Origin of the sequence: Streptococcus sp. CCH8-H5, from assembly GCF_001556505.1 — a bacterium.
GTDB lineage: Bacteria > Bacillota > Bacilli > Lactobacillales > Streptococcaceae > Streptococcus.
In genome coordinates this window covers 25,495-50,988 of record NZ_LSIZ01000101.1, presented here as the reverse complement: position 1 = coordinate 50,988, position 25,494 = coordinate 25,495, and the positions used below count along the sequence as shown (strand labels likewise).

Sequence of the window (25,494 nt, the reverse complement as noted above, 5' to 3'; positions counted from 1 at the left end):
AGTTACCCAATGTTTTTTAACTTTGTGAAGTTTAAAATGTACTTTCTTTTCCATGGTAATTCTCCTTTCATTTTAAACTTTTTACATACTGCAAAATAAGGGCTGTCATGAGAGTTTATGAAAAGTGAGCATTGGGGAGGAGTCCCTAACGATGTAAGTTAATCTTTTTGTGACAATCCTTATTTCTCCAAGCCTCCTCAATTTCTATATTACGAGACTGTTCGAGGCAAACATGAGTCCTGACGAAATGATTCTAGAAAAACGAGAGCCGTTCGGAATTTTCCTCCTTTCTAAGCATGGAAGATCTCGTTTATTTTGGGCTTCTAAGACACAAAAAACTAGAGCTTACTAGTATGAGGCGTCCCCTCTAGAGCTCTAGTTTGAAATGATGCTGTATTCTTTTTATGAGCCCTAGTTTGATGGTTCAAAGTGACTCAGGAATGGTTATCCTACTATAATCCTTATTTAGGCATTAGGTAACTAATGTCAATCTTTTAGATAATCCCCCAAGTGTCCTTTAAAGCAAAATTAAAACGCTTACATATTCACCTAGCTTCATTATAATCCTTTTTTAAGAATAAACAACAGAAACTAACGGAATTATCAAAAATGTTAAAGAACTGACATAAAAGATTCTATATTTAGTTTCGTTAGTCAAATAAGAATTCACCTGTGTAAATCATTTATATTTTTAATTTTTGTTCCTCATAGACAGACCACGATCTTAGTCAGATGAAAAAATAGAGTCTTTCTATCTAAAATTTTCTTTTCAGAATTGTCTTTTTAGGGGCTACTTCTCTCATAGTTTTGCTATCTCTTAAGGTTAATTGAAGCTTGCTTTAATCTTCAAAAGCCTTTGAAGATAAGCACTTGAAGGAGTTTGAGAAGCAAAAAAACTCTATTTAGGACCTTACATATGGTGTAAGGTCTCATTTTTACAAATCAAAGTTAATAATAGGAAGCGTCCGGCAGAGATTCATGAAAATAAGATGACTTTTTCCTATTTGTAATTTGTCTGAATATATCATAGAGTAGAGAAAACAATAGAAAAAAAGGATGATTGTTATAGATGGAAAATAAGGTACGTTTTAAACTACATAAGGTTAAGAAAAACTGGGTAACTATCGGGGTGACTACCCTCTCAATGGTTGCCTTGGCGGGTGGAAGCCTCCTAGCTCAAGGAAAAGTAGAAGCCGATGAGACGAGCGCACCTAATGGTGACGGCTTGCAGCAACTGAGTGAGGATGGTACTGCCAGTCTAGTGACGACAACAACTGTTACTGAGCAAGCTAGTGCTCAAGCAAGTGTGGCAGCAGTAGCAACAGCCAGCGTAAGTCACGAAACAAGCTCTCAGGCGACGACAAGTGAGGTCGCTCAAGAGGCAACTGCTCAAGCACAAAGCAGTCAAGTTATCGATCAAGAAGTGGCAGTTTCTTCGCAAACTCAAGCTAGTGCCCAAGAGACACTGACTACGGAACAGGCCTCACAAGGTCAGGCTACGACTCAAGTAGCTGGGCAAACAAGTGCTCAGTCTACTCCAAGTGTGACAGAACAAGCAAGACCTAGAGTCTTGACCAATGCTGCACCAGCAATCGCCACACGCGCTGCTGATAGCACTATTTGTATCAATGCCAACCGTAACACCAACATCACGATTACGGCCAGCGGTACGACACCAAATGTCACCATTATCACAGGGCCAAACACTCCTAAGCCAAACGTGACGGTGACAAGTCCAAATGGCACAAGACCAAATGTGACTATTGTAACGCAGCCAAATCAACCAAACAAACCTGTTCAACCAAGTCAACCGTCTCAACCTAACAAGCCAGTCCAACCAAGTCAGTCAAGTCTTGACTATAAACCAGTAGCTTCCAACTTGAAGACGATTGATGGCAAGCAGTATTATGTTGAAAATGGCGTTGTGAAAAAGAACACAGCGATTGAACTTGATGGTCGTCTTTATTATTTCGATGAGACTGGGGCGATGGTAGATCAAAGTAAACCTTTGTATCGTGCCGATGCCATTCCAAATAACTCTATCTATGCGGTTTATAACCAGGCCTATGATACGTCAAGCAAGAGTTTTGAACACTTGGACAATTTTTTGACGGCTGATAGCTGGTACCGTCCAAAACAGATTTTGAAGGATGGGAAAAATTGGACAGCTTCAACTGAGAAAGATTATCGTCCCCTTTTGATGACTTGGTGGCCAGACAAGGTGACACAGGTCAACTACCTCAACTATATGAGCCAACAAGGGTTTGGTAATAAGACCTATACGACAGATATGATGAGCTATGACTTGGCAGCTGCTGCCGAAACGGTTCAACGAGGAATCGAGGAACGTATTGGTCGTGAGGGCAATACCACTTGGCTTCGCCAGTTGATGTCAGACTTCATCAAAACACAGCCTGGCTGGAACTCTGAGAGTGAGGACAATCTCTTAGTTGGTAAAGACCACTTGCAAGGAGGCGCTCTGACCTTCCTAAATAATAGTGCGACAAGTCATGCCAATTCAGATTTCCGCCTCATGAACCGCACACCGACTAACCAAACGGGGACACGCAAATATCATATTGACCGTTCAAATGGTGGTTACGAGTTGCTCTTGGCTAACGATATCGACAACTCTAACCCAGCTGTTCAGGCAGAGCAACTAAACTGGCTCCACTACATCATGAACATTGGTTCTATCCTTGGCAATGATCCAAGTGCCAACTTTGACGGTGTTCGTATCGATGCGGTGGACAATGTGGATGCGGATCTCTTGCAGATTGCTTCTGATTACTTTAAGGGAAAATACCGTGTGGCTGATAATGAGGCCAACGCCATTGCTCACTTGTCAATCCTTGAAGCTTGGTCTTACAACGATCATCAATACAACAAGGATACCAAGGGTGCTCAGTTGTCTATCGACAATCCACTACGTGAAACGCTTTTGACAACTTTCTTGCGTAAGACCAATTACCGTGGCAGCTTGGAGCGCGTGATTACTAACTCTCTTAACAATCGTTCAAGTGAGCAGAAACACACGCTACGTGATGCCAATTATATTTTCGTGCGAGCCCATGATAGTGAAGTGCAAGCTGTTTTGGCTAATATCATCAGCAAGCAGATTAATCCAAAAACAGATGGTTTCACCTTCACTATGGATGAGCTCAAACAGGCTTTTGAAATCTACAATGCGGACATGCGCAAGGCTGATAAAAAGTACACCCAGTACAATATCCCAGCTGCCTATGCCACAATGTTGACCAACAAGGATAGTATCACTCGTGTTTACTACGGAGATCTCTTTACCGACGATGGCCAATACATGGCTGAAAAATCACCATACTATAATGCCATCGATGCCCTGCTTCGTGCTCGCATTAAATATGTAGCAGGTGGTCAAGACATGAAGGTCACTAAGGTTAATGGCTATGAAATCATGTCATCTGTGCGTTATGGTAAGGGGGCAGAAGAAGCCAACCAGTTTGGTACTGCCGAAACACGCAACCAAGGAATGCTCGTCCTTACAGCCAACCGTCCAGATATGAAGTTGGCAGCTAATGACCGTCTAGTGGTCAATATGGGAGCCGCCCACAAAAATCAGGCTTACCGCCCATTGCTTCTCAGCAAATCGACAGGTCTTGCGACCTACCTCAAGGATTCTGATGTGCCAGCTGGATTGGTTCGCTATACGGATAATCAAGGGAACTTGACCTTCACGGCAGACGATATTGCTGGTCATTCAACCGTTGAAGTTTCAGGTTATTTGGCAGTTTGGGTGCCAGTAGGTGCTTCTGAAAACCAAGATGCCCGCACCAAGGCTTCGACAACTAAGAAGGGTGAGCAGGTCTTTGAATCATCAGCAGCTCTTGATTCACAAGTCATTTACGAAGGTTTCTCAAACTTCCAAGATTTCGTTAAGACACCAAGTCAGTACACCAACCGTGTTATTGCTCAAAATGCCAAACGCTTCAAAGAGTGGGGAATCACTTCCTTTGAATTTGCGCCACAATATGTGTCTAGCCAAGACGGCACTTTCTTGGATTCTATCATTGAAAATGGCTATGCCTTCGAAGACCGTTACGATATTGCCATGAGTAAGAACAACAAATACGGTTCGCTCAAAGACCTCATGGATGCCCTTCGTGCCCTTCACGCAGAAGGTATCTCAGCCATTGCTGACTGGGTTCCAGACCAAATTTACAATCTTCCTGGAAAAGAAGTGGTAACAGCTTCTCGTACCAATAGCTACGGAACGCCACGTCCAAATGCTGAAATCTACAATAGCCTCTACGCAGCTAAAACACGTACCTTTGGAAATGACTTCCAAGGCAAGTACGGTGGTGCCTTCCTTGATGAATTGAAGGCAAAATATCCAGCAATCTTTGAGCGCGTGCAGATTTCAAACGGCCGTAAATTGACTACCAATGAGAAAATCACGCAATGGTCAGCCAAGTATTTCAATGGAAGCAATATCCAAGGTACTGGAGCTCGCTATGTTCTACAAGATAACGCTACAAACCAATACTTCAGCCTTAAGGCAGGTCAAACCTTCCTTCCTAAACAAATGACTGAAATCACAGCAACTGGTTTCCGTAGGGTTGGAGATAAGGTCCAATACTTCTCAACGAGTGGTTACCTTGCCAAGAACACCTTCATTCAAGTCGGTGCCAACCAGTGGTATTACTTTGATAAGAATGGCAACATGGTCACAGGTGAACAGGTCATTGATGGTAAGAAATACTTCTTCCTAGACAATGGTCTCCAGCTACGTCATGTCCTTCGCCAAGGCAGTGATGGTCACGTCTATTACTACGATCCTAAAGGAGCTCAGGCCTTTAACGGATTCTATGACTTTGCGGGTCCTCGCCAAGACGTTCGCTATTTCGATGGCAACGGTCAAATGTATCGTGGCCTCCACGACATGTATGGGACAACCTTCTATTTTGATGAAAAGACTGGTATTCAAGCCAAAGACAAGTTCATCCGTTTTGCGGACGGACGCACGCGTTACTTCATCCCAGATACAGGAAATCTCGCGGTCAACCGATTTGCGCAAAATCCTGAGAACAAGGCTTGGTATTACCTCGATAGTAACGGTTATGCCGTGACAGGACTCCAAACCATTAACGGTAAGCAGTATTACTTTGACAATGAAGGCCGTCAGGTTAAGGGACACTTTGTCACAATCAATAACCAACGTTACTTCCTTGATGGCGATAGCGGTGAAATTGCTCGCTCACGCTTTGTGACGGAAAACAACAAGTGGTACTATGTCGATATCAATGGTAAATTGGTTAAAGGTGCTCAAGTCATCGATGGTAATCACTACTATTTCAACAATGATTATAGCCAAGTCAAGGGTGCCTGGGCTAACGGCCGTTACTATGATGGTGACTCAGGTCAGGCCGTAAGCAACCGCTTTGTCCAAGTTGGTGCCAACAAATGGGCTTATCTCAACCAAAATGGTCAAAAGGTAGTTGGTCTCCAACATATCAATGGTAAACTTTACTACTTTGAAGGCAACGGTGTCCAAGCTAAAGGGAAACTTCTGACATACAGAGGCAAGAAATACTACTTTGATGCCAATAGTGGTGAAGCCGTAACCAATCGCTTTATCCAAGTTTCTCGTGGTGTTTGGTATTACTTTAACGCCTCAGGTCAAGCCGTAACGGGTGAGCAAGTCATCAACGGTCAACACCTCTACTTTGACGCTTCTGGCCGTCAGGTCAAAGGCCGTTACGTCTGGGTTAAAGGCCAACGCCGTTACTATGACGCCAATACTGGAGCTTGGGTCAGAAAACGATAAAGGGCAGAAGAAAATGTGATTTTGGGACTATCCTAGATGCTTTTAGATTAAAATTCAGTAGGTACCTTCCCAGTCTCACCGCTTTTAAGCACTTGAAACATTTTGTTTCAAGTGCTTTTCTTTTATTACTATCTCTTGATATGCCAAGCAGATTGTAAGCAAAAAATGAGTTTGATTAAGAGAATCGTCAATAGACTGCTTACTTTAGCTTTAAATTATGCTCAGTCATTCTAATGAAGAAGGTGGTGAAAGTGCTAAAAGTCGGAGTTTCTGTGTGAATTTAAGAAAATCTGAACGTTTTTTGGAAACGGTTTCTAACATATAAAAGCTATAGCTATATATCTTAGGCTTGTTTTTTCAAATAGATTATGGGTAGAAGGTTAGTCTTATGAGACTAGGGTTATGCATCTGTAATTGTATTCGTTTCCAAAATCCCTTAACATAGAATAGAGAAATAAAGTTATATTGAAAGGTGTATGTTATGGAAAAGAAAGTTGGATTTAAGTTGCACAAGGTCAAGAAAAACTGGGTGACTATTGGAGTTAGTACGCTGTCGATGGTTGCACTTGCGGGTGGAGCTCTTTTGGCAGACCAATCGGCACAAGCAGATGAAGTGTCACTTCCTAATGGTGATGGTTTTGAACAAACAGATGCAGGCATTGAGTCAAGTGCTTCATTGATTAATGAAAGCTATTCGCCAACCTTGACAGAAGATGCTGGCCATTTGTCAGCGGTGTCATCAAACTATGGCAGTCAAACAAGCTCAAGCTACGGGTCTTCATCATCTGCCTCAACAGGAGGCTCATCACAGACTGTGCTAGGTGGTGGATCTGGTCAAGTTAGTTCATCACAATCTTCTCAAGTCGTAGGAACACAAAGCTCTAATTCATCACAAACGGGTTCTGCTTACCAATCAAGTAGCAGCTCGGCATCAGTAAGTGCTAGTGCGTCAAGTTCTTCAAGCTCATCAAGTTCAGCTTGGTATTCTTACTCGTCTTCATCATCATGGTCATCATCATCGTCAGCTAGCGGTTTTGCGACAATTACGACGAGTTCGTCTGACTCAAACGGCATTCATTGGAATGGTGGTCGAAACACGACGATCACCATCACGGCTTCAGGAACGACGCCGAATGTTACTATCGTTTCGAATTCAAATAAACTGTTTCCAAACGTGACAGTAGGTCATTCAAATGGTTCAAATGCTAATGTCACTATCATTTCGCAAGGAAATCAACAAAATAACTCAGGTTACCAAATCATCTCAGGTGAGACAAAGCCAAGTGTTGATTCGAACAATGCCAAGTCATCATTTGTACGTGTAGGCGAAAATCAATGGTATTATTACGACCAATATGGCCAAAAGGTCAAAGGTGAAAAGGTTATCGATGGTAAGGCTTATTACTTCCTTGAAAATGGTCTCCAAGCTCGTGACTCACTTGTAAAAGGTAGTGATGGCTACACTTATTACTACGATAAAAATGGTGTGAAAGCTATCAACGGCTTCTACGATTTTGCAGGTTACCGTAAGGATGTCCGCTATTTCGACTGTTATGGTCACATGGCTACTGGTCTCCTTGAAATGGGTAGTACAACCTTCTACTTTGATACACAAACAGGTATTCAAGCTAAAGATAAGTTTATTCGCTTCTCAGATGGCCGTATCCGTTACTTCATCCCTGATACTGGTAATATGGCTGTAAATACTTTTGTTCAAAATAAAGAAAACCAAGCTTGGTACTATCTTGATGAACATGGTTACGCTGTGACAGGAAAACGTATCATCAATGGTAAAGAATACTGCTTTGACTCAGAAGGCCGTCAAATTAAAGGTCAGATGATGCAACAAGGCAACAAGCAATACTACATTTCAGCTCAAACAGGTGAAATGGCTGTTTCACGCTTTATCTTTGAAAACAACAACTGGTATTATGCGGATGCTTTTGGTTGCCTCGTTCAAGGTGCAAAAGTGATTGATGGTAAACTCTATTACTTCAATAAAGACCATAGCCAATTAAAAGGTGGCTGGGCTGAAGGACGTTATTATGATGCCGTTACTGGCCAAGCAGTTATCAACCAATTCATTCAAATCGCGGCTAACCAATGGGCTTACCTTAACCAAGATGGTCACAAAGTAACAGGTCTTCAAAACATTAACAATAAAGTTTACTACTTTGGTAGCAACGGTGCTCAAGTCAAAGGTAAATTGCTCACTGTCCAAGGTAAGAAATGCTACTTTGATGCCCACACTGGTGAGCAAGTGGTAAACCGATTTGTCGAAGCTGGACGTGGTTGCTGGTATTACTTCAACGAAGCAGGTCAAGCAGTGACTGGAAAACAGGTCATCAATGGCAAACAGCTTTACTTTGACGGTTCAGGTCGTCAAGTGAAAGGACGTTATGTTTATGTTGGTGGCAAACGCCTTTTTTGTGATGCTAAAACTGGTGAATTGAGACAGCGTCGCTAATTATTATGTACTTTAAAAATCTAGAGATTTTTTCCCCTTTCCTGTCTAAATTATTATTATTTTCCTTTCAGAACTCTAGATGAGTAAATAGATCAAAAGAACCAGCATTCGCTGGTTTTTGATTTTAAAGGAAGATTTTCCTTGGCTGATGAGATGATAGCAGTAACTCCTTATAGCGGTGTAACAGTTTTTAGCACTTGGACCAGTCGTTCAGGTGCTTTTTTTATTTAAATTTACATTAATTTTGTAGGCTTGGGAGGAGTTATTGAAAAGTCCCTAGCCTAATGATTATCGTTAGTTATGACATCTAGTTTAGGAGCAACCTCATTTAGACCAACTTTCTGAAAAAAAAAGGCGTCTACATTAAGCTGATATTGCAGTTTTGTAATTGTATTCCCTTGTCAAATAGCTTATGATGGAAATAATATAAGGGAAAAAGGTAAATATTATGGAACAAAAAGTACGCTTTAAAATGCATAAAGTGAAGAAGAACTGGGTGACTATTGGGGTGACAGCGCTCTCAATGGTTACCGTTGCTGGTGGAACTTTGTTGGCGGATCAACAGGTTCAGGCCGATGAGCAAAATCCTGCAAATCAGTCGAGTGATAGCAGTCAGGATTTGCTTCAAGAAACACCTGCTACAACTAATGATGCAGCCACTACTGTAGCACCAACTATCTCAGCAGATGCTAATACTGCGAGCGTGGCTATTCCTGTCGCAGATGCGACTAGCACAACAACAAATGTTACAGATAGGGCAGCGGCATCTGCTTCAAACGCAGCGACAGTGGAAACTAACTCAGGTCAAGCAGCACCAAGTACAAATGTGCAACCAGCTGCAACTGATACTAGCGCCACAGCTACAGATACAAATACTAACACTAACGCTAACGCTTCAGTAACTGCAACGGATCGTGTAGCTACTACAGACCGTGCGGCAACAACTGATACGGCAAGTACAGAAGCTCGTACACGTAGTCGCCGTGACTTGGCAGAAACTCGAGAAGCCAACACCAACACAGCGACTGGTATCCAACGGATCAACGGCAAACAATACTATGTCAATAGTGACGGTAGTGTGCGTAAGAACTTCGTCTTTGAGCAAGACGGTAAGTCTTATTACTTTGATGCTGAAACAGGGGCTCTTGCGACTAAGTCACAGGATGAATTTTCAACAGAACCTATCAAGGCAACTGTGGATTTTTCATCTGGAAATCAGCTCTACAAAAACGATAACAAATCTTTGGACCAACTCGACACCTTCATCACAGCAGATGCTTGGTACCGTCCAAAGAGTATTCTCAAGGATGGTAAGACTTGGACAGCTTCAACTGAAACGGACAAACGTCCACTCTTAATGGTTTGGTGGCCTGACAAATCGACTCAGGTTAACTACCTAAACTACATGCAAAATCAAGGTCTTGGTGCGGGATCATTTTCAACTAACTCTAGCCAGGAAAGTCTAAATCTAGCTGCTAAAGCGGTTCAGACTAAGATTGAAGAGCGTATTGCGCGTGAAGGCAATACCAACTGGTTGCGTACAAGTATTGATAAGTTTATCAAGACTCAGCCAGGTTGGAATAGTAGCACTGAAAATAGTTCATACGACCACTTGCAAGGTGGACAGTTGCTCTTTAACAACAGTAAGGGTGATACTGGTAACCGTACTAGCTACGCCAACTCTGACTATCGTTTGCTTAACCGCACACCGACTAATCAGACGGGTACACGTAAGTACTTCAAGGACAATTCTATCGGTGGTCTTGAGTTCTTGCTTGCCAACGATATTGATAACTCAAACCCAGCTGTTCAGGCGGAGCAACTTAACTGGCTCCACTTTATGATGAATATCGGAAGCATCATGGCCAATGACCCAACAGCCAACTTTGACGGTTTGCGTGTCGATGCCTTGGACAATGTGGATGCTGACCTTCTCCAAATCGCTTCTGATTACTTCAAAGCAGCCTATGGTGTAGACAAGTCTGAAGCTAATGCAATTAAGCACTTATCATACTTGGAAGCGTGGTCTGCCAACGACCCATATTACAACAAGGACAATAAGGGGGCACAACTGCCGATTGATAATGCCCTTCGTAATGCTCTTACCAACCTTTTGATGCGTGATAAAAATACACGTATGCAGCTTGGGGACATGACTGCTTTTATGAATAGTAGTTTGAATCCACGTGGTGCTAACGATAAGAACGGTGAACGTATGGCCAACTATATTTTCACCCGTGCCCACGATACTGAAGCGCAAACCATTATCCAACGTATCATCCGTGATCGTATCAACCCAAATCTGTTTGGTTACAATTTCACCCGTGATGAAATCAAGAAGGCCTTCGAGATTTACAATGAGGATATTGATAAGGCTCATAAAACTTATGCGTCTTACAACTTGCCATCTGTCTATGCCCTCATGTTGACCAACAAGGACTCTGTAACACGTGTTTATTACGGTGACCTCTACCGTGAGGATGGTCACTACATGGCGAAAAAGACGCCTTACTTTGATGCTATCGACACCCTCTTGCGTGCCCGTATCAAGTATGTAGCTGGTGGTCAAGACATGGAAGTGAAGAAAGTCGGAAATGACGGCCTCTTGACATCAGTTCGTTATGGTAAAGGTGCCAATAACAGAACAGATTTGGGAACTTCAGAAACCCGTACGCAAGGGATGGGTGTCATCATGACCAACAACTATGATTTCCGATTGGGTAGCAATGAAACTGTAACGATGAATATGGGTAGAGCCCACCGTAACCAGCTTTACCGTCCATTGCTTTTGACGACTAAGGATGGTCTAGCAACCTACCTCAACGATTCTGACGTACCTTCAAACCTTCTTAAACGTACCGACTGGAATGGGAACTTGACCTTCAATGCCAATGATATTTTTGGTGTGGAAAATGTGCAAGTATCAGGTTACCTCGGTGTCTGGGTACCAGTCGGGGCTAAGGCTAACCAAGACGCACGTACACAGCCAAGTAACCGTGCCAATAGCGATGGCCAAGTTTACAAGTCTTCAGCAGCCCTTGATTCGCAAGTCATGTATGAAGCCTTCTCAAACTTCCAAGCTTTTGCGGACGATCAGCCAGAACTCTATATGAACCGTGTCTTGGCTAAACACACTGACTTGCTCAAAGCTTGGGGTGTTACGTCTGTTGGACTTCCACCACAGTACGTTTCAAGTAAGGATGGTACCTTCCTTGATTCAACAATTGACAATGGTTATGCCTTTGATGACCGTTATGACATGGCCTTGAGTCAAAATAACAAGTATGGCTCACTTGAGGACCTCCTTAATGTCCTTCGTGCCCTCCACAAAGATGGTATTCAAGCCATTGCTGACTGGGTGCCAGACCAAATTTATAACCTTCCAGGAAAAGAAGTAGTTAATGCGACACGTGTTAACGGCTACGGTTATCACCAACAAGGTTATCAAATTGTGGACCAAGCCTATGTGGCAAATACCCGTACAGATGGTACAGACTATCAAGGTAAATATGGTGGTGCCTTCCTTGATGAGCTTAAAGCTAAGTACCCATCTATTTTCAACCGTGTGCAAATCTCAAATGGTAAGCAGTTGCCTACGAATGAAAAGATTACCAAATGGTCTGCTAAGTACTTCAACGGAACCAACATCCTTGGACGAGGCATCAACTTTGTCCTTCGTGATGACAAGACCAACCAGTACTTTAATACCTCAGCCAACAGCCAACTCTTGCCAACACCACTTCGTGATACGGGTGTCATCACAAGCACTCAAGTCTTCCAACGTCGTGGACAAGATGTTTACTTCCTTCGTGATAATCAAACCGTTAAGAATGAATTTGTTCAAGACGGTAACGGTAACTGGTATTACTTCGGTGCTGACGGTAAGATGACTAAGGGTGCCCAAAACATCAATAGCAAGAATTACTATTTCTTTGATAATGGTGTTCAATTGCGTAATGCCCTGCGTCGTGCTAACAACGGCTATACTTACTATTACGGTCTAGACGGTGCCATGGTTAAGAATGCCTTCGTTGATTTTGATGATAAACGTAAGCAAGTCCGTGCCTTTACAACACAAGGAACTATGGTAGTGGGTAACCTTCATTGGAGTGGTCACCATTTCTACTTTGACCGTGAAACTGGTCTTCAGGCTAAGGATCGCATTGTCCGTACCGATGATGGCAAATTGCATTACTATGCTGCCCAAACAGGTGATATGGGACGAAATGTCTTTGCGACAGATAGTAGCACAGGCAAGCGTTATTACTTCGATGCTGATGGTAACACTGTGACTGGTTCACGTGTCATTGACGGTAAGACTTATTACTTTAACCAAGATGGTAGCGTCGGTACGGCCTACAGCAATCGTGCAGATTCTATTATCTTTGAAAATGGTAAGGCTCGCTACATCACACCAGCAGGTGAAATCGGACGCAGCATCTTTGTCTATAATCCAGCAACTAAGGCTTGGAACTACTTTGATAAAGAAGGTAACCGTGTCACAGGACGTCAATACATTGATGGTCACCTCTATTACTTCAAGGAAGATGGTAGCCAAGCTAAGGGTGAAATTATCGAGGAAAACGGCATTAAGTATTACTATGAGCCAGAATCAGGTATTCTTGCTAGCGGACGCTACCTCCAAGTTGGTGATGACCAGTGGATGTACTTCAAACAAGACGGTTCACTGGCTATCGGCCAAGTTCGTGCTGATCATGGATACCTTAAGTACTTTGATAAAAATGGTATCCAAGTTAAGGGGAAAACTGTTGTCGAAGATGGTAAGACTTATTACTATGATGCCCACAGTGGAGCTCTTGTCACAAGCAGCTTTGCTGAGATTGCACCAAACCAATGGTCTTACTTCAATACTGATGGCCAAGCCCTTAAAGGCAAGTGGACTATCAATGGCAAGGAATACTACTTTGACGAAAATGGTATCCAGTACAAAGGCAAGGCCATTAAGGTCGGCAGTCGTTACAAGTACTATGACGAAAACGACGGTCAACCTGTAACCAACCGCTTTGCTCAAATCGAGCCTAACGTCTGGGCTTACTTCGGAGCAGATGGTTATGCCGTAACAGGCGAACAAGTTATCAATGGCCAACACCTTTACTTTGACCAATCAGGTCGCCAAGTTAAAGGTGCCTACGTCACAGTCAACGGCCAACGCCGTTACTACGATGCTAACACTGGCGAATATATCCCAGGAAGATAGGCAGTAGTAGCCCATGTAACTGACTAGAGAACACACAGCCGAGAATGAGGGAAAATTCTCAAGAAGAAAGATCGTGAAAACGGTCTTTTTTTGATAGATTGTTTTCAGAAAATAAAAAAATCCATAACATCTTTAATATCTCAATGATAAAGTTATTATGGATTCTTGTTTAATTGAGGTAACAAACAGGAAGTACGTAGTATATTATAAATGTTTGCTTGCTTCAGATATAAGTTCTTTCACATGTTCTCTAAAGTTTGTTTCAAATTCTAAAAATTTTTCAGGATTATTACGTAATTCGCTCGCTAAAAATTTATTTTTATTGATATTAATTTTTTTAACTTGTTTTTTGTTTATATTAATTGCAATTCCATCATTGTACATTTGCCCATGACTATCACCAGATGTGTAAACAGAATTAAATTGGTTATGAGAAGAGTAAATATTAATTCCTTGTCCCTTTCCTCGAGTTATTTTTATTCGATTAAATTCATTTGGTATTCCTGAGAATCCGTCTGGGAGAGGTAAATCACGATTGATAGTTTTTTCTTTACCGAATTCTTTTGGTTTAGCTAAGTTGAAGTGATCTTCGCCAACAAGATTATTAAATAGTTTTCTAATAACGTATTGGACATCTTCATTAGGTTTGTGATTTTGCACTATTTTGCTGCTTATAACTGAATCAGAGTTACCTATTGCAACGGTATTTGATAAAGTCATTTTTTCTATAAGTTTTTGGAATTTATCGCGTTCTAACTGGGTGCTTTTAGACTCAAGTAGTACCTTTAAATTACTATAAAAATTTCTAAAATCTAGCTTATCTTGTTTGTTTTTTAAGGTAAATTCCCCATTTATAGATAGTAAAGCGTTGTAATCGGCATTTTGTTGTAATTCAAATGTGTTCTCAAGCAAATCGATGAGATAATCTTCTGTATCTTCTATATCATCGGAACAGTTATTTAATGAGTGCAAGATATAATTATATGCATCCTCGAATCGTAATTGAAAACAAACTATTGCGATAAGAAGTGCTTGCTCGTGAGATTTAATCGATCTACTATTATCGATATAAGTTAGAAGGCTGACAGAGTTAAATAATCTATTGATACTGCGAGGATTACTACCAATAGAGTTTTTGATTAATTGGGTTACATTTGAACGAGTTTCATCATCAAATGAGAAATTAATACGTTTGAGTGAGGTATTAATATAATTTTCTAAATCATAATTAGCAATAGGTACAGTAAATGGTACTTGGATAATCTTTTCAAAAAATGCCTTCCCTTTGTCGTCATCTAAGTCATCTCCATATTTTCCTTTAGTACCTCTAATGACAACGTTATAATCAATTGCCAAGACAAAGACGCAATGTTGACAATCTAAAAAGAGTTTCAGAATTTCTAAAAGTTCAATGGCTTTTTCAGGGATAAGACGATCTAAGTCGTCAATAAATATTACAATCCTATCATAATTGTTATTTTCTATCGCTTCGTCGATAACTGACTGTAGATTATTTTTTAGGTTTTTGATGTTATCAGATTTCTCCTCAAAACTATTTAGGTATTCTTGAACCTTTTCAGTTATCTTCTCACCGTTTAAGATTCCCATATCCATATTTAAATATTCAATTCCTTTAGAGAAGGCCCCTCTAGTCTTTTTGAAAAAATCTTTCTTTTTAGATTCAGAAACCTCGAGCTCAGATATTAAATCCGTAATTAAAGCAACAGCTAAGTTATTCCCCATCTCAAATTGTGAATACTGCCAAGTGTTAAAAAAAATGGTTTTTGCATTTTTGGAATTGGTACTTTGATTATAATCCATCAATTTATCTTCTACTTGGTACATAATACTCGTTTTTCCAGTGCCCCAATCCCCTTGAATAGCGATTGTTAAAGGAGTCTCACATTCCATAATGAATTTTGCTAATCCTTGAATATAATTCTTGATATTAAATTCATCTTGATGTGCTGGAATATCTGAAAATGATTTTGACATGATAGGCCTCATAAACTTTCTTTTGATTATTATATAAGTATTTAATTTTAAAATTAAGGAGAACAGAATATATATCTAGTCTTCAATGTATATTATAACAAATAAAAATAATAGAGATTACATTTAAAAGAAGTAATCAGATGATTACTTCTTTTTATCTGTTTGTGCTAAATTTGGACCATTTGTGGCAGAAGGATATTTTTAGTCTTGAATTTGATATGCCAGATGTGTATAATGATGTCACATCGAACTATTAAAAGAGGTCGTTGCTCATGACAACACAAACAATTAACCAATTTAATTCACTTGCTCGACCTAATCTTGCTACAGGTTATAGGAGGTAATCTAGATGACAAAAAGTAACAACAACCAAATTACGGATATCTTAAACAATATCTACAATCTTATTATAAATCCAGAAACAACTGAAAATGAGAGAGAGTTGCTCGTAACGTATAAAAATGAAATAGAAGTTGGGAAGAAGGATAATGATGAACTTCTTGCAGAATTATGTAGAGCTATTCAAGCTCTAGCAGTCAGCAATCTTTCTAAAGGCAAATCACTGAGTTCTGGAGTGAGTGACTTGAGTAAGACGCTCACAGAATTCCAAGAAAAATCAGAGCGTAACTTTAATCTAGCAAGAGGATTAACATCACTCGGTAGTTTGTCTTTTAAATGATTTATCTTGAGTGTCATGATACCTAATTTTAGCTATTTAAGAAAATAAAGAGAAGTAATCGTCTGATTACTTCTTTTTGTCTTCCAGAAACAGCTTGCTAAAATTTGTGTTCTAATGATATAATACAAGTATATTAATCTAATTTTCTAAGGAGTATCTATGAAAAAGCGTAAGAAAATTATTCTTGGTTCCATAACGGGAGCCTTGGCCTTGGCTCTTGCAGGAGGTGGTTTTTGGGCTTATAAAACCTTTGTCCCTCAAGAGACACCGATTGACAAGAATGCTACGGTAGCCTCAAATTTTTATCAGGCTGTCAATAAGGACTGGCTCCTAAAAACCAAAATTCCTGCTGATTCTCCAAGCATTGATAATTTTTATACTTTAGATGAAGATATTAAAGGAAAGCTAAAGAAGGATATCAAAAATTTAGGGGAGGGCAAGGAAACGTCAGATATTACAGGGATGTCTGAGTTTATCACTTTCTACAAGGCTGCTAGTGATTACAAGCAGCGTGAAAAAGATGGCCTTGAACCTCTCAAACCTTATCTAAAAGAAATTGAGGATATCAAGGATCTAAATGATTTGGCCAATAAATCTGCTAGCTTAACTGATAAAGGGATTCCTCTTCCATTTGGTTATGACGTAGGAACTAACGCAGAGAATACCAGCCAGAAACAAATCCAATTGACCCCTCCAAGCATCTTATTGCCAGATGTGTCTATTTATAAAGATGAGGCCAGCAAGAAACAATATTTGACTCCAATCGAGACAGCCACGCAAAAAGCTTTGGAAATGCTTGGATATAGTGAAAAAAATAGTAAACGCATTGTCAAAGAAGCACTGGAGTTCGACGAAATAATTGCTAAGTACAGTCTCAGTAACGAAGAGATGTCTGAGAGTAAGAATTTAGTTCATCCTAAAACGGCAGAAGAGATTAACGCCTACTCAGGTTCCTTCAAATTATATGATGTCATCAAAGGCATTATGGGACGTGATTTAGAAACCATCAATGTCCCTAATACCAAGTATTTTGAGAATTATAGTAAGGTCGTTAATCAGGACAATTTTTCTAAAATAAAATCATGGATGTTGGTACAAGAAGCTATGGCAGCGTCAAATTCTCTAACAGAAGATTACCGCTTAAATTTTCAATCGATTAGCATGGCTATCATGGGCACACAGAAGCCAACTTCTAAGGAAGATACGGTTTACGAGATGAGTGTCAATCTGTTTAGCGATGTCATGAGTGTCTATTATGGACGTAAATACTTTGGTGAGGAAGCCAAGACTGATGTGACAGGCATGATTGATAAAATCAAAAATGTCTATCGTGGCCGTCTCCAACAGAATGATTGGTTGACGGAAGAAACACGTAACAAGGCCATCGAAAAGTTGGATAAAATGAAGGTTTTTGTAGGTTATCAGGAAGATGTGGATCCTGGAACCAAAGAATTACATCTTGAACCTAACAAGTCCTTCTTTGAGTTGTCAGAAGACATTGCCCAGTTCGGAAAACGTTATACCATTGACCATTTTGATGAGCCTATTGATAAGAATAAATGGTCTGGTTCTGCTTTTGATATCAATGCCTATTACAACCCAGAAAGCAATAGCATCAACTTCCCAGCTGGCATTTTGCAAGCTCCATTTTATGACAAGAACCAAAGTACTGAAAAGAACTATGGTGGTATCGGTGTCGTGATTGGACATGAAATTACCCATGCCTTTGACTCCAATGGTGCCGACTATGATGAGAACGGCGACATGCATAACTGGTGGACAAACGCAGATAGTAAAGCTTTCGACAAGAGGATCAAAGCCTTTGAAGACCAGTGGAATGGTTTGGAAATTTACGAGACTAAGGTAAATGGAAAACTCACAGTCACTGAGAATGTCGCAGATGCTGGCGGTCTTTCATCCACACTCCAAGTGCTCAAAACAGATATGACAAAACCTGACCTCAAGGATTACTTTGAGAACTACGCAAATATTTGGAAACAAAAGGCTAGCCTACAGTACAATAAATATACCATGGTACAAGACGTCCACGCACCAAATGAGTTGCGTGTTAACCAACAACTTAAAAACCTTCCTGAGTTCTATGAGGCCTACCCTCAAATCAAAAAAGGAGACGCCATGTACTTAGCACCAAGCAAACGCATTAGTTTGTGGTAAAAAGTCTTGCTATTTTGGAAATCAAGAAGAAGAGAATTTGGAATGGAAACATTCCAGATTCTCTTTTTATGTTGTCGCTTTGGGGAATCATTTTCTAGTGTTATAATGTTGCTATTAAGGAAAGGATTCAAGAATGAAGCATAAAAGGAATCTGATAGAAGATAATAAAAGAGGTGAGAATCAGAGCTTTCTCTATTTCCTACACGAGGAGAAAAAATTTGACGTAAAGGCACTTGATGATTTGTGTCACTACATCATAGAATTGGATACAATCAGTCTCGAGCAGTTGAGAGATATCCATTATATTGAAAATCAAATACTACGCCATCTCGTGTATCATTTTGATGATAATGATCTAAGTAAGATTACAAATCTCCCTTTTGACTATTGGGAGTATATAGAACCCTTTGAGCGTTTGGTGGCATGTTTGTATGAGGGTGGTGGCAAGAAATGACAATTATCCAGGCCATAATAAAAACTTGCTCGAGCGTTTAAACCAGCAGTATGGCTATGCTAAGGATGTCAAGGAATATTTTGATTTGAAGTAGATTTATGAAAGAGATTTTGCAGGTAGCTTTACTAGGTTTTAGAAAACAAAAAGAAAACACCAGAAAAAATGATTTCTGGTGTTTTTGAATACATTTTGGCAAAAATGAAGTGTTTTTCAAATGGTTGCTGTTTTTAAATTATTGTTGAATATTAATCCTTTTTCTCTGTAGCTACGCCATTTTCGTCAATAATATAGGTTTTTCCATCTTTTTCAAGCGTAGTGTTAGTGGTAATTGGAGAACCTTTTGACTCTGGACTAACTGATATCGGCTTTTCAAAATGATAAAGTTTACCATCAAACTCTGCCCATTCGCCACTCAAAGGAGTAGTCATATAAATTTCAGGGTTGAAATAATAAAGTCTATTATCTTCTAACCGAATGACACCTGTTTTTACAACTCCATTTTCATCAGAGATACAGAAACCATTCCAAGAGGTCGAGGTGTCTGTAGCTGTATTCCTTAGAAGTCGTCCTTTAGGGCCCAAAAGATAGGTCTTTTCATTGATAGTTTTTAGATATGTTCGGTCTTCAGCTCCCCATGGTGGGCTAATATAGTAGGTTTCATTATTGTGATTAACCCACCCGAACTGTAGATGACCGTCCTTATCAGCATAATAGTATTTGTAGTTGCCGTCAATATCATTAGCAAGCATACTACCGTCTTTTTTGAAGAAATAATCGAAACCACCTATCTTGTATGTATCATTTCGAACTTGGTAGCCATCTTCTTTAAAATAAACACGTTTACCGTCAATAGTTGCCCAACCAAATATCTGGCTTCCATCCTCGCCAAAATAAGTATATTTTTTAGAAAAGTAATCGCCTGTTTCATGGAATTTATTTACGAACATAGCACCAGTATCTTCATCGAAGAAATAGTACTTTCCATCAAGCAGAAGTTGTTTTCCTTTGGCTTGTTTTCCAGTTGGATCAAAGTAGTATTTTTGATGATTAATAATTTGAAGTCCAGTGGCTAACTGTCCATTTTCTTTAATATAAGCCCAATCACCATCTTTATCTTGAATAAATTGTCCAGGTTTGTTCATCGTTACATAACCATTTTGGTCAATGATATAACGAATACCATTAAGTTCAAGTGTTCGGTTAGTCCACATAGCTCCGCTGTCTCTATCGAAATAATGTGTTTGACCGTCAATTTCGACAAGTCTTCCCTTAGCTTGTTTGCCCTCTTTATCAAAGTATAGAGTGACATTATCTATTGAATGGAGTCCGGTGACAGCTTTTCCCTCGTTATCAAAGTAGTACCAATTCCATGCATCATCGTGTTCGAAACGATTTGTTAGTTTAGTTTCGGTCGCTACTCCTTTATCATCAATGAGGTAGGCTTTTTTATTGTAAACTAAGGTCTTGGAAACTGTGAGAGGGGAAGTTTCGGAAAGCGAACTTGTTCTATTGAAAGCATAGAATTTATTGTCACTTTGAATTACAGTTTCTTCAATTTTAGTTAAATCTGTGTTTTCTGGAAGTAGATGTCCGATGTAAAAATCATTGTTTTCATCAAGATAGTATAGATTACTATAATTATCACCAATAATACGTTTAATCTTATCGGTCTTTGTTCGTACTCCGTGGTCAATAATGTCTACTTCTTCCCTGACGGTATCGGTATAACTTCTTCCACCATTCTTGTAAGTTCTGTTTATGCTAGGCTCTAAGTGGTATAGCTTACCATCAATCGTTTTCCAAGTAGGTGTTGTAACTGTAAACATTTTGGGGATATTGCTATTATCAAAATATCTATTATTTTCAAAATAATAGAGTTTACCATTATTTGCAGTGCTAACACCAGTAAGTAAAACCCCATCCTTATCTGTACCTACGATGCCAGAGTAGACTGCATCATAATCCAGTTCCTGACGTTTGAGTAAAGGTCCGAGATAGTTTTTTAGAAGTTTGCCTTCAAAATAGTAATAGTCCTTGCCACCTTTTTTGACTATATCAGTGACTGGTGAACCAGAATTTGAAAAATAGTAGTCATCACCATTAATATGATGTTCTCCGGTTAGTACTTGGCCAAATTTATTGGAGCGATAGCTAGTATTTAAAGTTCCAACAAAGACACGTAATGACTGAATATAAAAGGCATCTTTTACCAATTTTCCATGATTATCAAAGAGGTAGTTTTGTCCTTTGAAGATAGTAAGATCATTTTCAACTCGACCATTATAATCAAAATAATAAAGTTGATCGCCAACTCGATGCCATCCATAGTAACGTCGACCATCAGAACCATAATATTCGTTATACGTTTTAGCAAATGGTTCCTGTCTTCTGATTTCAATAGACCAAGTATGCCAATAGTTGGTTTTTACAGCACCTGAATAGTGACTAAAATAGTAATGGGAGCCGTCAATGATTCTTTCCCCATTTTTCGCTTGACGACCTTCTTTGTCAAAGTAAAGAGTTACTCCATCTACATTTTGCCATCCTTTTAGTTTCTCTCCTGTTGCGGTGTAATAGTACCAGTTGCCTGAGGAATCTTCTTGGAAATGGCCACCAGAAACAAGTGGACGTTGAGGAAGTTTCTGTTCAGTTTCAATCAAAAGTCCATTAGCTTCTGCGTGGTAAGTTTTTCCATTGATAGTAATGTCGGTATTTATGACCTTATGACCACTATCCTTATCGAAGTAATAGGGTTCGATACCTATTGTAACGATTTCACCCTTAGCCTGAACACCGTCTGGGTAGAAATACATATCGAAGCCATCTATAGACTGTTCGCCTGTGACAAGTTTTCCTTCTTTATCGCTATAGTACCAGTTTCCATCGTCATCTGACCAAAAACGGTCACGAACCATTTGGCCACTATCTTTTTGAAAATAATAGGAATTTCCATCTAGGACGACAAAGGCATCTTTAGCTTGGACACCATTAGGGTAAAAGTAGAGTGGTATATTGTCAATAACTTGTTTACCTATAAGTGCTTTCCCATCTTGGCCTAAGTAGTACCAATTTCCATTCTTATCAGATGCAAAAGCATTGCGAGTAAGTTGTCCGCTATCTTTCTCAAAGTGATATGTTGCTCCGTTAACTTGACGGGTGTCTCCTTTGACTTGCTTACCATCGGCATCAAAGTAGACCGTAACATTATCAATATTTTGCATACCAGTAAGTGCTTTCTCGTCCTTAATGTAGTACCAATTGCCCTGACTATCACTAGTGTAATGACCTCCAGATATCACGGGACTTTCTTCTACTTTATGAGCAGTATTTGTTTCAGAATCTGGTGTTCCAGAGCTTACTACTTCACTGCCAGTAACAGTAGAGACTTCCGAACGAAGAGCTTGTTGAGAGTTAATTTCAGAAGTACTTGTTTCTGTAACAGTTGCTTCAGTGGTACTTAGATCAGATTCAGTAGAAGTAGTTTCAGTGATGTTTTCTCTTGTATTGGGGGCGTCGAAAGATTTGTTTTCTTCTGGTTTAGTAATGACTTCATTAGTTGACGAGCTTATGACATCAATTGCGCTTTCTTGGATGTTGCTTTCAACAGTTAGTTCTGAGATGGGGGGAGTCTGTTCAGCTGCGTTCACATAGCCCAAGCTTGCAAAACTAAGCCCTAGAGCTAGACCGGTTACTGCAATGGTTACCCATTGTTTTTTTACTTTGTGAAGTATAAAATATACTTTCTTTTCCATGATAATGGTCCTTTCATTAAATTAAACAATAGTAGTAAGGATAAAGTTAACTTATGAGTGGAGTTAAAGTAGTATTACAGAATTCTTGCTTACATATTAAGTTTATCACCGAATTCTAATAAAATCAAAGAATTATGTAAACGGTTTCGTCTTTTATAGAAATCTCTTTCCAACTCTTTTCTAAACAAAACTGATAGTATATGAATGATAAACTTTCATTAAAGAGAGTTAATGATGTATTTGCTTTAAGTTAGCAGCGGATAGATCCTTGAGTAGGGTATTTTTGATATTCATAATATGCTATCCACTGATTTTAGAACGCCACCAAAAAAGCCACTGGTATACAAAACCAATGGCTTTCAACAATTTATTTCTTCTTCCCTAGTACAAAATAGCGGCTAGGGATTTGTTGTGTCAAACTGACGGCGATGGCGATGGTAAAGGAGGCCAGGAAACAAGCTCGTAGGAAGCTGAGGCCTAGGTCTGCATTTCCGATTAAGAGGAAGTAGACCGCACGGTAGAAGCTCATCCCTGGGATGAGTGGGAACATGCTTGAGGCTAGGAAGACTGTAGCTGGACATCTACGGTAGTGAGCCAAAAAGCGTGAGGTGATAGTGACTAATAGGGCAGGGAAGAGGATGGCTAAGACCTCGTGATGGGTATTGTTCCAAATCAAGAGGTAGAGGAGCCATGAGCCCGCTCCTAGGGTTCCGAGGTCCAAGAAGTATTTCTTAGGCACTCGGTAAAGCACGGAGAAGGCTGCTGTCCCTAGTCCTGCCATGAAGGTCTGAATCAAGACCCCCAGCCATGAGGTTGACGGTGTTGAGAATATGCCTGATAACTGTTCCGCAAAGGGGAGGATGGAAATCATGGCAAGAACACCGACAGAGATAGATAGACAAGTGGAGACCCCTGACAACATCAGGGCCAGACCGCTATAGTAGTTGTTCTGGGTGAATTCTCGAATGGCATTTACAAAGTAAGCCCCAGGAATCAAAATCATCAAGGTGCCCAGAATAATCACGCTACGATGTTGCCCGATACCCAAATAATAGAGAATGTTAGCTGATAAAGCGGCAATGGCACTAGAAAGGATAATCTGCAAGAAACTGGTATGAATAAAACGGGAAAAGAGTTGCATGCCAATCCCTACAAAAACTCCCGATATAGCCGCAGCAGTTCCATCAATCCAGCTACTTCCAAGGGCTAGTGAGAAGCTCCCTGCACCAATGACACAGGCTATAATATCCTCTAAAGGACGATAGAAAGTCTTCTGCTCAATGGTTTTCAGCTTTTGGAAAATGCTAGATACAGGCTGATTTGGCTGTTCTGCCAGTTCTCGAGACAGGCGGTTTACTTCCTCTAGTTTACCTAGATGGATAGACGGGACTGAGGTAGCTAGGACACGAGACTCTTTAAGACCTGAGCGGTTGAGTCCAGAAATCATGACTCCTCGATTGACCACATAAGTGGAGAAGTCTCTGATACCAAGAGACTTGGCCATGTGTCCCATGGTGTCCTCGATACGGTAAATCTCAGCACCGCTCTCCATAAGGACACGGCCTGCCTGAAGGACGGCATCCATTTCATTTTTGGTTTCTATTTCTGTCTCTCTTGGAAAATCGATGGTCATTTGAACCTCCTTAGCGCTTAATTCGTCATTCCATTATAAGGCTTGAATGGTGGTTTTTCAATAGCTTTGACGACTAAAATAGGACTTTCTATGAGATTTTTCTTCTACTTAATGATAGGGGGCAGGAAAATGGGGGGGCTTGCCTTTTGCCTTGCTATTGGTAGAGGCAAATGCTACAATTAAATTATAAAATGTATGCGTTTACATATTTTTACGCTACCTTTCTCAAAAAGCGTTTAAGTCCTTTATTTATAGGGGTCTTAGCAATTAAAGAAGGGAACAAATGTAAGTGCAAATAGATGATACCTTTGAAAAGGAGGCAATTCCATGAAAAAAATTATCAATAAACCTGAAAATGTTGTGACAGAGATGCTAGATGGTTTGGCTTATGTTCACAGTGATTTGGTGCATCGTGTTGACGGCTTTGACATCATTGTAAGAAATGAGCAGGCTGCTGGTCAAGTTGGTCTCATTTCTGGTGGCGGAAGTGGTCATGAGCCAGCTCACGCTGGTTTTGTAGGTGATGGTATGCTTTCAGCAGCCATCGCAGGTGCAGTATTTACGTCACCAACGCCTGATCAAATTTTGGAAGCTATCAAGGAAGCAGATCAAGGGGCTGGTGTCTTCATGGTTGTTAAAAATTATTCTGGGGACATCATGAATTTTGAGATGGCTCAAGAATTGGCTGAAATGGAAGGTATCGAGGTTGCCAGTGTCGTTGTGGACGACGATATTGCTGTGGAAAATAGCCTCTATACTCAAGGTCGTCGTGGGGTTGCAGGTACCATTTTCGTGCATAAGATCCTAGGTCATGCGGCTCGCGAAGGTAAGTCTCTGGCTGAAATCAAAGACTTGGCTGACAAGATTGTTCCTAATATCCACACTATTGGTTTGGCCCTTAGCGGTGCGACAGTTCCTGAGGTCGGCAAGCCTGGTTTTGTCCTAGCAGAGGATGAAATAGAGTACGGTATTGGTATCCATGGTGAACCAGGCTATCGCAAGGAGTCTATGCAACCTTCTCGACAGTTAGCTGAAGAATTGACAGGGAAGCTCCTTGAAGCCTTTGAGGCTAAGTCAGGCGAACGCTATGCCCTTCTCATCAATGGTATGGGTGCGACACCTCTCATGGAGCAGTATGTCTTTGCTAATGATGTAGCAAGCATTCTTGGAGATGCCGGACTAGATGTGGCATATAAAAAATTAGGTAATTACATGACATCTATTGATATGGCAGGCCTCTCATTGACTCTGATGAAGATTGAAGATGAGGCTTGGCTTGAGGCTTTGGAGAGTCCAGTTAAGACTATTGCTTGGTAGT

11 protein-coding genes are annotated in these 25,494 nt (G+C 40.3%); 7 read left to right on the top strand and 4 right to left on the bottom strand.

What is annotated here, in order from left to right; all coding sequences use genetic code 11:
* On the bottom strand, positions 1 to 54 hold a 54-nt coding region (locus AX663_RS11105; protein WP_155197768.1), incomplete at its 3' end, for a KxYKxGKxW signal peptide domain-containing protein.
* A gap of 1,015 nt (positions 55 to 1,069) precedes the next feature.
* Here AX663_RS11105 and AX663_RS06260 point away from each other — a divergent pair.
* From AX663_RS06260 to AX663_RS06250, 3 genes are all read left to right on the top strand, one after another.
* Positions 1,070 to 5,803 carry a glycoside hydrolase family 70 protein gene (locus AX663_RS06260; RefSeq protein WP_060973047.1) on the top strand — a complete coding sequence of 1,578 codons (4,734 nt, stop codon included), beginning with the start codon at positions 1,070 to 1,072 and terminating at the stop codon, positions 5,801 to 5,803.
* Positions 5,804 to 6,284: 481 nt separating this feature from the next.
* Positions 6,285 to 8,270, top strand: a complete 1,986-nt coding sequence (locus AX663_RS06255; RefSeq protein ID WP_060973046.1) for a KxYKxGKxW signal peptide domain-containing protein — start codon at positions 6,285 to 6,287, stop codon at positions 8,268 to 8,270.
* A 448-nt stretch (positions 8,271 to 8,718) separates the two neighbouring features.
* On the top strand, positions 8,719 to 13,488 hold the full coding sequence (locus AX663_RS06250; RefSeq protein ID WP_060973045.1) for a glycoside hydrolase family 70 protein: 4,770 nt from the start codon (positions 8,719 to 8,721) through the stop codon (positions 13,486 to 13,488).
* Positions 13,489 to 13,692: 204 nt separating this feature from the next.
* On the opposite strand, the gene AX663_RS06245 is transcribed toward AX663_RS06250, so the two are convergent.
* Positions 13,693 to 15,483 carry a KAP family P-loop NTPase fold protein gene (locus AX663_RS06245; RefSeq protein WP_060973044.1) on the bottom strand — a complete coding sequence of 597 codons (1,791 nt, stop codon included), beginning with the start codon at positions 15,481 to 15,483 and terminating at the stop codon, positions 13,693 to 13,695.
* 349 nt (positions 15,484 to 15,832) lie between these two features.
* Here AX663_RS06245 and AX663_RS06240 point away from each other — a divergent pair, with 349 nt between their 5' ends.
* The 3 genes from AX663_RS06240 (at position 15,833) to AX663_RS06230 (ending at position 18,791) form a co-directional block, all read left to right on the top strand.
* Positions 15,833 to 16,162 (top strand): bacteriocin immunity protein, encoded by a 330-nt coding sequence (locus AX663_RS06240; protein WP_060973043.1) that lies wholly within the window; start codon positions 15,833 to 15,835, stop codon positions 16,160 to 16,162.
* 159 nt (positions 16,163 to 16,321) lie between these two features.
* Positions 16,322 to 18,337 carry a M13 family metallopeptidase gene (locus tag AX663_RS06235; RefSeq protein ID WP_060973042.1) on the top strand — a complete coding sequence of 672 codons (2,016 nt, stop codon included), beginning with the start codon at positions 16,322 to 16,324 and terminating at the stop codon, positions 18,335 to 18,337.
* A 133-nt stretch (positions 18,338 to 18,470) separates the two neighbouring features.
* The gene (locus tag AX663_RS06230; RefSeq protein WP_060973041.1) at positions 18,471 to 18,791 is read left to right on the top strand and encodes a hypothetical protein; all 321 of its coding nucleotides are present in this window, start codon (positions 18,471 to 18,473) and stop codon (positions 18,789 to 18,791) included.
* Positions 18,792 to 19,036: 245 nt separating this feature from the next.
* Here the strand turns inward: AX663_RS06230 and AX663_RS06225 are convergent, their stop codons facing one another.
* On the bottom strand, positions 19,037 to 22,543 hold the full coding sequence (locus tag AX663_RS06225) for a glucosyl transferase (RefSeq protein ID WP_013990331.1): 3,507 nt from the start codon (positions 22,541 to 22,543) through the stop codon (positions 19,037 to 19,039).
* Between the two features lie 367 nt (positions 22,544 to 22,910).
* The gene (locus AX663_RS06220) at positions 22,911 to 24,176 is read right to left on the bottom strand and encodes a threonine/serine ThrE exporter family protein (RefSeq protein WP_002891300.1); all 1,266 of its coding nucleotides are present in this window, start codon (positions 24,174 to 24,176) and stop codon (positions 22,911 to 22,913) included.
* Positions 24,177 to 24,503: 327 nt separating this feature from the next.
* On the opposite strand from AX663_RS06220, the gene dhaK reads away from it, so the two are divergent.
* The gene (gene dhaK, locus AX663_RS06215; protein ID WP_002891299.1) at positions 24,504 to 25,493 is read left to right on the top strand and encodes a dihydroxyacetone kinase subunit DhaK; all 990 of its coding nucleotides are present in this window, start codon (positions 24,504 to 24,506) and stop codon (positions 25,491 to 25,493) included.
* The last annotated feature ends 1 nt before the right edge of the window (position 25,494 follow it).

Coding starts and splice junctions, on each gene's coding strand:
- AX663_RS06260 (WP_060973047.1), top strand. CDS start 1,070: ATGGAAAATAAGGTACGTTTTAAACTACATAAGGTTAAGAAAAACTGG.
- AX663_RS06255 (WP_060973046.1), top strand. CDS start 6,285: ATGGAAAAGAAAGTTGGATTTAAGTTGCACAAGGTCAAGAAAAACTGG.
- AX663_RS06250 (WP_060973045.1), top strand. CDS start 8,719: ATGGAACAAAAAGTACGCTTTAAAATGCATAAAGTGAAGAAGAACTGG.
- AX663_RS06245 (WP_060973044.1), bottom strand. CDS start 15,483: ATGTCAAAATCATTTTCAGATATTCCAGCACATCAAGATGAATTTAAT.
- AX663_RS06240 (WP_060973043.1), top strand. CDS start 15,833: ATGACAAAAAGTAACAACAACCAAATTACGGATATCTTAAACAATATC.
- AX663_RS06235 (WP_060973042.1), top strand. CDS start 16,322: ATGAAAAAGCGTAAGAAAATTATTCTTGGTTCCATAACGGGAGCCTTG.
- AX663_RS06230 (WP_060973041.1), top strand. CDS start 18,471: ATGAAGCATAAAAGGAATCTGATAGAAGATAATAAAAGAGGTGAGAAT.
- AX663_RS06225 (WP_013990331.1), bottom strand. CDS start 22,543: ATGGAAAAGAAAGTATATTTTATACTTCACAAAGTAAAAAAACAATGG.
- AX663_RS06220 (WP_002891300.1), bottom strand. CDS start 24,176: ATGACCATCGATTTTCCAAGAGAGACAGAAATAGAAACCAAAAATGAA.
- dhaK (WP_002891299.1), top strand. CDS start 24,504: ATGAAAAAAATTATCAATAAACCTGAAAATGTTGTGACAGAGATGCTA.